We start from the raw sequence: 11,406 nt of genomic DNA on the forward strand, positions 1-11,406 counted from the left end.
ACGGAATCAGCTCCTGGTTTGAAGATTGACGACCGGGCTCTCCGTCCCGGCAGTGGATTGAGCGCCACGCGACAGGCGCTTGGCCTGATACATCGCCGCGTCGGCAGCATTGAGCAAGGCACCTGGGGTGGCACCATGATCGGGGAAAACCGCAATGCCGATACTGAGCGACGTCACCACACTGGTGTCACCCGGCAGCGCGATGGGCATGTCCATGCTGGCGAGAATCTTGTCGGCAATGCGTTCGGCGTCTTCGATCTTGTGCAATGGCGCGAGCAGCACGGCGAATTCATCGCCGCCCAGCCGCGCCACCAGATCTTCTTCGCGCAGTTGCGCGCGCACCCGATTGGCGACCGCCACCAGCACGGCATCGCCAGCGGCGTGGCCGAAGTTATCGTTGATGCCTTTGAAGCGGTCGCTGTCGAGAAACAGTACCGCCGCCCGCTCGTTGTGCTTGCCGGCATTGCGCAAGGCGCGAATCAACCGGCCCTCGAAAAACGCCCGGTTCGGCAGGCCGGTGAGGCTGTCATGGCTGGCCTGGTGGGCGAGGGTTTCGTTCTCGCTTTGCAGATGGGTTTGCCAGGATTCGAGTTCGTCGAGCAGGGCATTGAAGTCGTTGCCGAGGTTATCCAGTTCGGCGATCTGCGCCGGCGGTACCCGTCGATCCAGCGCACGCTCGCTGCGGGCGGCGTGGGCCACCGCCGCGAGGCTGCGAAGTGGGCCGGTAATGCTGCGCAGCTGTCGGCGCGCCAGATACAGCGCGACCCAGGCACTGATCGCGGTACAGAGGACGATCCCCGCCAGACCGCTGAGCAAAAAGCGCATGAGGCTGCCGCCGTGGCCGACCAGCAGGATGCGCCCGATTTCACGATCCTGATGCAGGATCGGCAGGCTGATCGGCTTTTCCAGAATAGTGCGGGCGGCCTGCATTTCCATTTCGGAGAACAAGCCGTTCTCGGGCCGCTGCCAACGTGCCAGCAGCTTGCCCTGCGCATCGAAAACCTGTGCGTCCGCCACTTCCTCGGTGGACGCGATCAACGCCAGCGCCTCGGTGGCGGCAGCCTTGTCGTTGAACACTACCGCCGCTTCCACGGTGTAGCTGATCGAGCGCGCAATCAGGTGCAGATTGTGATCGGCGTAGACCCGCAGCGCGAGAACCCCCAGCAGGGTCAGCGACACACTGGCCATCGTCACGGCCACCAGCGCGACAATCAAATGCCCACGGCCGATGACCGAGCCCAGTGTCGGGCGGGTTCTGGAACCGAACAGCTTCATGGCGCCGCCGGTTTGCGGCGCGACAACTGCAGCACGCTCGGGTGGATGCGTACGCCGCTGCGGGCGACGGAATCGAGATTGACCTCGAAGGACACCTGCTCATCGCCGACGCGCAGGCAGAACAGGCTGCCGACCGTGCACTGGTCGCCACCTTCACTGATGCTCAGCACTGGATGGCCGATCAGTGAAGTGAACAGCCGACTGCGTTCATCTGCGGTGAGTTTGCCGATGTACACCGCATCGCATTCACTGACGATGGCCGGATTGTCGGCCAGCAACCGGCGCACAGTGACCGGACGACCAGTGGCTTGCGTGGTGCCTTTGACCAGATCATCGGTGTACTCGGTGGGGCCGACGATACACAGGCGCAACTGCGCAGGTTCGACCGGCCAGCGTGCATAGCTGAGGATGCCAAGCACAACCTGCGTCACCGATTGGGCGCGTTGTTCGGCCATGCCTGCGGGCGTTTGTGGCTGCGCAACGGCAACGCCCGTCAGCAAACAGAGCAGACCGACAAGCAATGCGTGTTTGCAGCGAACCACGCGCTCTGTCGCCCAGACTGCCACCTTCATGCAGGGATTCTCTTGGATCGTAGCGAAATGATGCCGCAACGATAGCACAGCGGAGTAACACCAGCGAGACAGTGCCTTCTGACCGGCTGGTCAGTAACCGCCGCCAATCGCCAGATCTTTCATCCCCGAGCCTCGCTGCCCTCCTCCAGTTCCAGCATCAAGCCGCTCAGCCGCTTGACCTTGCGTTGCACCGCCTCCTCGAACACCCCTGGCCGGGGTTCGATCAGGGTGAACCAGTTTTTCGCGCGAGTGATTCCGGTGTAGATCAATTCCTTGGTCAGTACCGGATTCAGGGCATCCGGCAGGATTAGCGCGGTGTGGGCGAACTCCGAGCCCTGGGATTTGTGCACGGTCATGGCGTACACGGTTTCAACGTCGTTGAGCCGGCTCGGCAACACGAAGCGCACACCGCCCTGCCCGTCATTGCGCGGAAAGGCCACGCGCAATACCGGTTTGCCAGCCTCCGGACCTTCACGCTCGGGCAACTTGAGGGCGATGCCGATATCGCCATTCATCAAACCCAGACCATAGTCGTTGCGGGTCATCAACACCGGGCGGCCTTCGTACCACTGCTGGTCATGTTCGATCAGGCGCGCCTTGAGCAATGCTTCGGTGATCCGCAGATTCAGCCCTTCAACGCCCCAAGGTCCCTTACGCACCGCACACAGCAGCTGGAAGGTGTCGAACGCCTGCAGCACATCCCGTGCCCAGTGGAGCCAGTCCGGATGCTCCAGCGGTCGGCCCGCTGGCGGGCGCTGATTGCGCAGCACGCTCAGATAGTGGCGATAACCTTGTGGACCGTCGCCATGACCTTCGAGCAGCAGTCGCTCCAGCTTGTGATCGTGTTCACCCTTGAGTGGCAGGGAAAAAACATCGTCGTAGTGCCCGGCCGTCAACAACTGGCGCGCCTCATCCGGCAACTGCTGATTGACCCGCCGCGCCAGTTGACCGATGCCGCTGCCTTCACCGAAGCGCCGCGAATGCCGCAGCATCACCAACTGCTGGGCCAGAGGGTGTTCGCCGTCGCTGTCTTCGTGCAGGCCACTGTCCTGCAACGACTCGCCACTGACCGACTCCAGCCACCGCCGGGTCTGCGGGTCATACCTGCCGGCTTCGGCGTCGCGGCACAGATCGCCCAGCACCGCCCCGGCCTCAACCGACGCGAGCTGATCCTTGTCACCGAGCAGTACCAGGCGCGCATGCGCCGGCAACGCGTCGAGCAGATTGGCCATCATCTCCAGGTCGATCATTGAGGCTTCATCAACCACCAGCACATCCAGCGGCAAACGGTTTCCGGCATGGTGACGGAAGTGGCGGGTGCCGGGACGACTGCCGAGCAGACGGTGGACCGTCGTCACGTCGCAAGGGATTTTTTCCCGAACCGCATCGGCGACCTTCAGCGATTGCACCTGCTGGCTGATGGACTCGGTCAACCGCGCAGCCGCCTTGCCGGTGGGCGCCGCCAGACGAATGCGCAACGGCTGACCGGCCTCCACCGCCGGCGCCTGCAGCAGCGCTAGCAAACGCACGACCGTGGTGGTCTTGCCGGTCCCCGGGCCGCCAGTGATGATGCTGAAGGCGCCACGGGTGGCCAGGGCGCAGGCGAGTTTCTGCCAGTCGATCACCGCACCGGGCCGGACGGGACCGAACAACTCATCGAGCCGCTTGGGCAAGTCGTCGGGCGGTGTTTCACCCTGAGCCAGACGTATGCGTAATGCCATGTCGATACGGCGTTCATAAGCCCAGTAGCGGCGCAGATACAGACGCTTGCCAGACAACACCAATGGACGCTGTCGTGCCGCCTCGCTGCTGTCCACGGCCAGTGCAACCAGAGAGCTGTTCGCCAGCGCCTTGCACCAATGCCCGCCATCCAGCGTTTCCAGCAACTGTGATGGCAGCAGCAACGCGCCATTCTGCACATCCCCTTCGGGCGGCAACGACAGGGCGAAATCCGGCGCCTTGAGGGTTTCGAACAGGTCCAGACAGACATGCCCGTGACCCAGCTGATGACTGGTCAGTGCGGCGGCGAGCAATACCAGCGGATCGGAGTCGGGGGCGAGTTCGTGCAGGAAGGCGACGAAGGCCTTGTCCAGCGAGCGCAGCCAGCCGCGCTCGACCCAACGACCGAGCAACAACAGCAAATCCGCGGCATTCGTCAGCGGTGCAAGGCTCGACTGGCTGGCGGTTGCCAGGGACTCGGGCACCAAGTCGGCGAATGTACGGTTCATAGCAACACCCCCTGTTCCCATGCGGGTTCGGCCTTCGGTTCCGGCTTGCCCTGAAACAGGCGATCCAGACGCTCGATCAGTTCTCTCGACGGACGAGCGAAATACACGCCGCGACTGTCTGCCCGGGTGCCGCGCAGGAACACGTACAACGCTCCGCCGACATGCCGGTCGTAATCGTAGCCGGGCAACCGCGCCTTCAATTGCCGATGCAATGCGAGCAGATACAACACGTATTGCAGGTCGTAACGGTTGTCGAGGATCGAGCGCTCCATGGCCTGCTCGGTGTAGGCCGCATCGTCGTCACCCAGCCAGTTGGATTTGTAGTCGGCTACGTAGTAGCGACCGTCGTGCTCGAACGTCAGGTCGATGAAGCCTTTGAACATGCCGTTGAGTTGCACCGGCTCGGCGGCCACACGGGCCACGCCGTTGTGGGTGGATTCGCGTACCCACTCATCGAGTTTGAGAACATCGACCTTGTGGCTGGCAAACCAGAATTCCATCTCGACGCGGTATTGTTTCAACTGCTCGAGTACCACCGGAGGCTGTCCGCGACCGGCTGGCAGTGGAGACTTGAGCAGATGCTGCAGCCAATCACTCAGGGTGGTGATCCAGCCCTCCCAACCGCGCAGGTTGCAGCGCCGGCCAATGGCATCCTTGATCGACTCGCAGGAAACGGCAAAACCTTCCTCGCCAGCCCATTCCAGCAGGCCATGGAGAAAGGTCCCCGGGTTCGGGCCGCGGGGGAAACGATGGATATCGGCGCCGCCGGCCACGATCTCGCGCGGCGAATCCGGGTCGAGGCGCTCATCATCAAACAGCTTTTGCGCTTGCGGACTGTCCGGTGCCTCATCGCTGCCAACACTCAACACATCACTGATACGCAAGGCGCTGTAAGAGGCGATCCACCAGTTCTCGCTGGCCTTGCGCGTGGGCACCAATGTCGTACTGAGGACCGCTTCATGACGTTCCGGACGGTAAATTTCCTGGGTAGCCTGAGGCATTTCGCCCAGACTAATGGCCAGACAGTTCTCTTGCAGATCCAGCAACCAACGACTCAGACCGGTTGATTCAGCAAGCGTTTGCCCTCCCCCCAACAGATAGCCAAGCGCCGAAAGATGCAGCACCGAACTGTTGTTATTGCCGCGCTTGAGGTCCGTTACACCCAGCCAGCACGCATGCTGCGCGCGAGTCAGAGCGACGTAGAGCAAACGCAGGTCTTCGGCCAGACGCTCATCGTCCGCCAGGGCGATCAATTCGGCGGTCGGTTTCAGCGTCACCTGCGCCTTGCCCGAGACATCGTGGTAATGCAGCGGCAGGCGACTGCCGTCCACTGGTTTTGCCGAGCAGATGAACGGCAGAAACACCAAAGGATACTCAAGCCCTTTTGACTTGTGGATGGTTACTACCTTGACCAGTTGTTCGTCGCTCTCCAGACGTAAAATCTGCTCTTCGCCAGCCTGGCCGGACAACGCCAGAAGCTCGGCCAGATGACGGATCAGCGCTTGCTCGCCATCGAGTTCCGCGGCGGCCTGCTGCATCAGCTCCGACAAGTGCAAGAGGTTGGTCAGCACCCGCTCGCCATCGCTACGCGCGATCAGGGTCTGTGGCAGGTGAAAGTCGTGCAGCAGACGCCGCAACATTGGCAGTACACCCTGCTTGCGCCAGAGTTCACGATAGCCACGGAACTGCATGACCCGGGCTTCCCAGACCAACTCGTCCTGATTCAGGCGTTCCAGTTCAGCCAGCGGCAGATTGAGGGTGATGCAGGCCAGCGCAGCCTTCAGTGAACGCTCGACATCCGGCTCGGCACAGGCCTTGAGCCAGGACAGCAAATCGTGGGCCTCCTGAGCGGCGAAGACCGAGTCCTTGTCCGACAGATAAACGCTGCGTACCCCGCGCGCAGCAAGCTCTGTGCGCACCGCTTGGGCCTCTTTGCCGTCGCGCACCAGAATCGCAATGTCGGAAGGCCGCAAGCCTCTGAAATCCTCACCGTTCTGGACAAATCCCGCCGAACCGGTTTGCCCGCCATTGAGTAATGCGGTGATTTCGCTGGCGCAGGTCGCCGCCAACTGCTGGCGATAAACCGCACCTGACAACGGCTGATCCGAGGACAGTTGCCAGACGTTCAGCGCCGCGACATCTTGCCCGGCGATCTGCAACCGCTCTTTACGACCTTGAGACTCAACAGGCTGGAAGGGCACCGGGTTTTCTCCGGTGCTCTGTCGAAACAGAAACGCGCCACGTCCCTGTTCACGGGATTCGGCGCGTTCGAATACATGGTTGACCGCGCTCACCATACCGTGGCTTGAGCGGAAGTTGGTGCCCAGCGTATGCAGACGGCCGGTGGTGGCCTGACGCGCTCGCAGATAGGTGTAGATATCGGCGCCGCGGAACGCGTAAATCGCCTGTTTGGGGTCGCCGATCAGGAACAGGCCGGTATCCGAGCTGTTGTCTTCGATGCGGTAAATGCTTTCGAAGATCCGGTATTGCACCGGGTCGGTGTCCTGAAACTCATCGATCAGGGCCACTGGAAACTGTTCGCGGATCACTGCCGACAAGCGCTCGCCGCTATCGGATTGCAACGCAGCATCGAGGCGCAACAGCATGTCATCGAAGCCCATTTCTGCACGGCGACGCTTCTCTTCTTCAAAGCGCGCACCCACCCACTTCGCCGCATGCAACAGCACCGCGGCATCAGGTGTCGGCAGTGAGTCCAGGCTCGACTTGAGCCCCGGCATCGCGTCCAGACCAGGATGGCTCGGCGCCTGGCCTTTCCAGGCTTCGGCCATCCCATCGGGGGTCAATCGAGTGAAGCCGGTGCCGATGTCCAGTTGCTCCATGGACTCGTCTTCAGCCCAGGCCTTGAGCTTCTCGAACCAGGGTTCGAAATAGCGTGCCTGCATCTTGCGCCCGTCGACAGCTTTGCTCGCCACGCCCTCGTGACAGATCACCAGCAGTTCATCCGCCCACTGCCGCCAAGGCATTTTCAGTTCGAGCAACGCCGCACGGCGTTCCTGCAGACATTCTTCGATCAGCTGCGCAGGGGCTTTGCCTTCATCGCTGTCGCGCTCACTGCCAAACAGACCGCGCACCCGCGGCAACAACGCTGCCGGTCCGCCCCAATTATTGCGAACCCAGTTCAGAGCATCGCCCTGCATCGGATAACAGAACAGGCGCCAGTAATCGCGCAGCACTTCGCCGAGCAGATCACTGTGATCGGTTTCCAGGGATTGGGTAAACAGGCTGCCGCTGTCGAACGCATGTTCGCGCAGCATGCGTTGACACCAACTATGGATCGTCGACACGGCCGCTTCATCCATCCACTGCGCGGCGATGTCGAGGCGATTGGCGCAACCTGGCCACTGTGCCGGAGCAAACTGCTCACGCAGTTCGGCGATCAACCCGTCGGGCGCGGGGGTTTCTTCACGGAAAAAGCGCGCAGCCTCGGCCAGTCGCGTACGGATTCGTTCACGCAACTCTTTGGTGGCGGCATCGGTGAAGGTCACTACAAGAATCTGCGGGGGCAGCAGTTCACGGCCAAAGCCGTGCGATTCACCGCCGTGGCCAAGTATAAGACGCAGATAGAGGGCCGAGATGGTGAAGGTCTTGCCGGTGCCGGCACTGGCTTCGATGAGCTGACTGCCGTGCAGCGGGAATGCCAGGGCCAGTGGTGTCTTGGTGCTCATGCGCGTGCCCCTTCGCTGCTCAAGGAACGCCATGGCGCTTCGTATAAAGGACGGTATAACGCATCGCACCAACCGGAGAATGTTTCCTCGGCCATCAACGCATCAAAGTCGGCAAATTGACGGGACAACGCAGGACTCTCACGGCGTTCACCTTCGCTGTTCTGGCCGTCACCTTCGTAGGCTTTGCGAGCGGCAGCTTCGGCCTTGAGCGGGTCAGGTTGAGCAAGCCAGGCGAAAGCCGTCTTCACCGCGATCGGCAGTGGCTGACGCATGCCGGCCTGCCATGCAAGCAGCAAATCGCCAAGGAAACGCACGGCTCGGTCCTGCTCCATAGGCTCAAGCAACAGCGTATCGTCACTCGCAACCAACGCGGTGGTCAGCAAAAGTCCGCTGGCGCAGGCCACCAGATGATTGACCCAGGGTTTGATCAGGCGATGCCATTTTCGACTTTTGATCGAGCCGATGCTGTTGGGAATGGTCGTGACTGACAACACGCCACCGTCAGCGCGTTGATGCAGCCCCGCGAGCCAGCCTTCAACACGCACGCCCTGCAAATCAAGACTGATAGGAATCGCACTCGTCAACGGTGTTGGCCAAAGCGCCAGTAGTTGCTGATAACGCTGCAACAGGTCCGGCAACGGTTCGATCAACTCTCTCTGAAGGCATTCACCGAAACCGGCCATGGGCAGCAATCCACTGTTCTGCAAACGCCGCGCGTGCTCCTCGAGCGCCTGAGCGATATTGTCCGGCTGTCTGAGTGCGGCCTCGAGCAGGCTGTCGCTCAGCGTGTAGCGCTGCAGTGCGTCCAGCACGAAAGGTTCTTCGTCTGCCAAAGGAGCCTCGGCGGCCTCGAAATAGACTTTGAGCCGTTGAGTGAAGAAATGCCGCACCGGATTACGCAGGAAGTCCTGCAGAAGGGCCAAGCTCAGGGGCTCCTCCTGAACATGAGGCGCGAGTAGTTCAGCCTCGTGCTCGGGCTCATGACTCTGGTGCAGAACCTGCCACTCGCGGGCATAGCTGAATAGCTGATCGCCTTCATGGAAATAGCGCGAGCTGAACGGTTGCAGGGGATGCTCCTCGGTCATGGCGCTCAATAGATCCTGATGTTCGTCGATGAGTCGCCAGCCACTGGCGAGGTGGTCGCGCAACTGGCCGATCAATACCGACGCCGGCCGCTCACTGTTGTCGCGGATGCTGCGCCCGACCCAACTGATGTACAGCTGACTGCGCGCGGACAGCAGCGCCTCAAGCAACAGATAGCGATCATCCTCGCGCCGCGAACGGTCCCCCGGTCGGTAGTCGCTGCCCATGAGGTCGAAGTCCAGTGGCGGTTGCGCCCGGGGGTAATCGCCATCGTTCATCCCCAGCAAACAGACCAGTTTGAACGGGATCGCGCGCATGGGCATCAGTGTGCAAAAGTTTACGGCGCCGGCAAGAAACCGCTGAGACAGACGCCCCTGATCCAATCCCGCTAGCCAGGCTTCTCGGACCACCGTCAACGGCAATTCATCTACCAGCCCGACGGACTCACAAGTCTGCAACCAGGTTTCGCGCAACTCTTCGAGTTGGCTCAGCAGATAATCGTCGTGCTCGTTGCTGGCCTTGAAAAACAGCTGCATAAGGACTTGCAGTCGCAGGCCCCACACCTGGGGTTGAGCGATCTGAGTGAGTTCGTGATGAGCCAGTTCCAGTGCGTCGAGCAGGGCAACCAGCGGGCCAATCAACGCTGCATCCAGTCCACCGATTTCGTCGTAGGGTTCGATACCGGCGCAGGCGCTGGAGCTGCCGACTGCGTAACCGAGCAACATCCGCCGCAAACCGAAATGCCAGCTGTTTTGCTCCAGCTCATCCGGCAAGCCCAGACCGGCGCGTTGCTCGGCATTCATTCCCCAGCGCACTCCCGCCCCTTCGATCCAGCGATGCAGCGTCGGCAAATCGCGCTCTTGCACGCCAAAACGGGCGCGTAATGCGGGAACGTCGAGCAGATCGAGGATTTCACTGACAGGGAAACGACTGTCCGGCAACTTGAGCAGGTGCTCGACGGCAATCAGCAAGGGATCGCGACCGCGCTGGCCCTGGTCGGCCAAGGTGAATGGAATGAAACGAGGATCATGTCGATCCAGTTGACCGAACACCGCCCGGATATGCGGTGCATAGCTGTCGACGTCCGGCACCATCACAATCACATCGCGTGGACGCAGATCCGGATTGGCGCTGAATCGTGCGAGTAACTGGTCGTGGAGGATCTCCACTTCGCGCTGGGCACTGTGGGCTATGTGAAAGCGGATCGACTCGTCCCGTGACAGGTCGACCACAGGCCAGTGCTCACGCGTTTCATTGAGTGGCCGCAACTCGAGGATGTCGTCCTGAAGTTGATTGAGCAGGTTCTTCGGCAGCGTTTCGCTGAACAGGTCGATACGCCCGTCCCGAAAAGCGGCGCGATAGCTGTTGGGGTCATCGTAACTGTCGAGCAGGTTGATGTAATCGCGACCTTGCTTGCCCCAGGCCGCGAGCAGCGGATGAGCGTGTTGGTGCAACGCTTCGGGATCGAGTACAACCGGCATGCCAGTCTTGCGACTCTGGCGCTTGTATTGATGGCGCAGCAGATCCTTGTCGGCGACGATATCGGCCCAGTGGTGACGGCAAGGGTTGTGAACACACAACAGCACCTGACTGAAACGTGCGAGCCCGGCCAATGCTTCCAGTACTTGGGCAGGCAATGATGAGATGCCGAACACGATCACTCTCGAGGGAAGCCCGGCAGGTACATGCTCAAGAGCGTTTATGCGCTCGATAAACCGCTGGTGCACGCCGGCACGGCTCTGCGCCATCCCCTGCTCTCCGACATCCTCCAACAGCGCACGCCACAGTTCAGCCTGCCAGCAACTGACCGGGGGCAGAGGCTTTACCTCGCCTCTTACATTGCGTAATTGATGCCGGCCTTCGGCCCAATCCTCAAGCCAGTCGGCCCGATACACCTGATACTGGTCGAAGAGGTCTGCCAGACGCTCGGACAACTGATAGCGCTTACGCAGATCGGTGTCATGAGTGAGAAAGCGCTGTAGCGGCTCGAAATGCGGGCGATCAATCACCTGCGGCAAGAGGCGCATCAGCCGCCAGGTCAACGGGGCTTTATCGAGCAGGGACTTGGCTGGAATTTCGTCTCGGCCCAATACCATACGGTAGAGCTGCCACATAAAGCTGCCGGGTAATTGCACGTCAATGGCGGCAGCAATTCCGCAACCGCCGAGATCATCGTCCTGGGGATCCTCAGCCAATGCCAACTTGAGCCATTGGGCGATGCCATTGCTCTGCACCAGAGCGATTTCATTCTCCAAGGGCGCCAATGGATAGCGCCGCATGATGCTGACCACCAGGCTGCGCAGTTCGTCCAGGCTATTGCTCTGAACCACCATGAATGCAGCGTTGAGGGACGAGGCGTCCGGCATAAAAGCTTCCTTGGAAAAGTACAAAAGCCAGGGCAGAACCTTAGCACTGTCGGCTGGCTGTGACAGCCGGAAGGAACCGTTGCATGCTGTAGGAACTTTCTTGCGGGCAAAACAAAACCCCAACTGCTTTCGCAATTGGGGTTTCGGAATTTAATCTTGACGATGACCTACTCTCACATGGGGAAACCCCACACTA

At 61.0% G+C, this 11,406-nt stretch carries 5 protein-coding genes; all 5 read right to left on the reverse strand.

The genetic code is table 11. The features are described from left to right. Positions 1-6: 6 nt before the first annotated feature. Positions 7-1,275: a diguanylate cyclase domain-containing protein gene (locus ACIOUG_RS15675; RefSeq protein ID WP_401066810.1), complete on the reverse strand. Its 1,269-nt coding sequence runs from the start codon at positions 1,273-1,275 to the stop codon at positions 7-9. Next, positions 1,272-1,847 carry a YfiR family protein gene (locus ACIOUG_RS15680; protein ID WP_401066812.1) on the reverse strand — a complete coding sequence of 192 codons (576 nt, stop codon included), beginning with the start codon at positions 1,845-1,847 and terminating at the stop codon, positions 1,272-1,274. The genes ACIOUG_RS15675 and ACIOUG_RS15680 overlap by 4 nt, the downstream gene beginning before the upstream one ends. Before the next feature lie 119 nt (positions 1,848-1,966). Beyond that, the gene (recD, locus tag ACIOUG_RS15685) at positions 1,967-4,075 is read right to left on the reverse strand and encodes an exodeoxyribonuclease V subunit alpha (RefSeq protein WP_401066814.1); all 2,109 of its coding nucleotides are present in this window, start codon (positions 4,073-4,075) and stop codon (positions 1,967-1,969) included. After that, on the reverse strand, positions 4,072-7,761 hold the full coding sequence (gene recB / locus ACIOUG_RS15690) for an exodeoxyribonuclease V subunit beta (protein WP_401066815.1): 3,690 nt from the start codon (positions 7,759-7,761) through the stop codon (positions 4,072-4,074). The genes recD and recB overlap by 4 nt, the downstream gene beginning before the upstream one ends. Beyond that, on the reverse strand, positions 7,758-11,210 hold the full coding sequence (recC, locus tag ACIOUG_RS15695) for an exodeoxyribonuclease V subunit gamma (RefSeq protein WP_401066816.1): 3,453 nt from the start codon (positions 11,208-11,210) through the stop codon (positions 7,758-7,760). The genes recB and recC overlap by 4 nt, the downstream gene beginning before the upstream one ends. Positions 11,211-11,406 lie beyond the last annotated feature (196 nt).

It is taken from the genome of Pseudomonas sp. NPDC087803 (genome assembly GCF_044742995.1).
Classification (GTDB): domain Bacteria; phylum Pseudomonadota; class Gammaproteobacteria; order Pseudomonadales; family Pseudomonadaceae; genus Aquipseudomonas.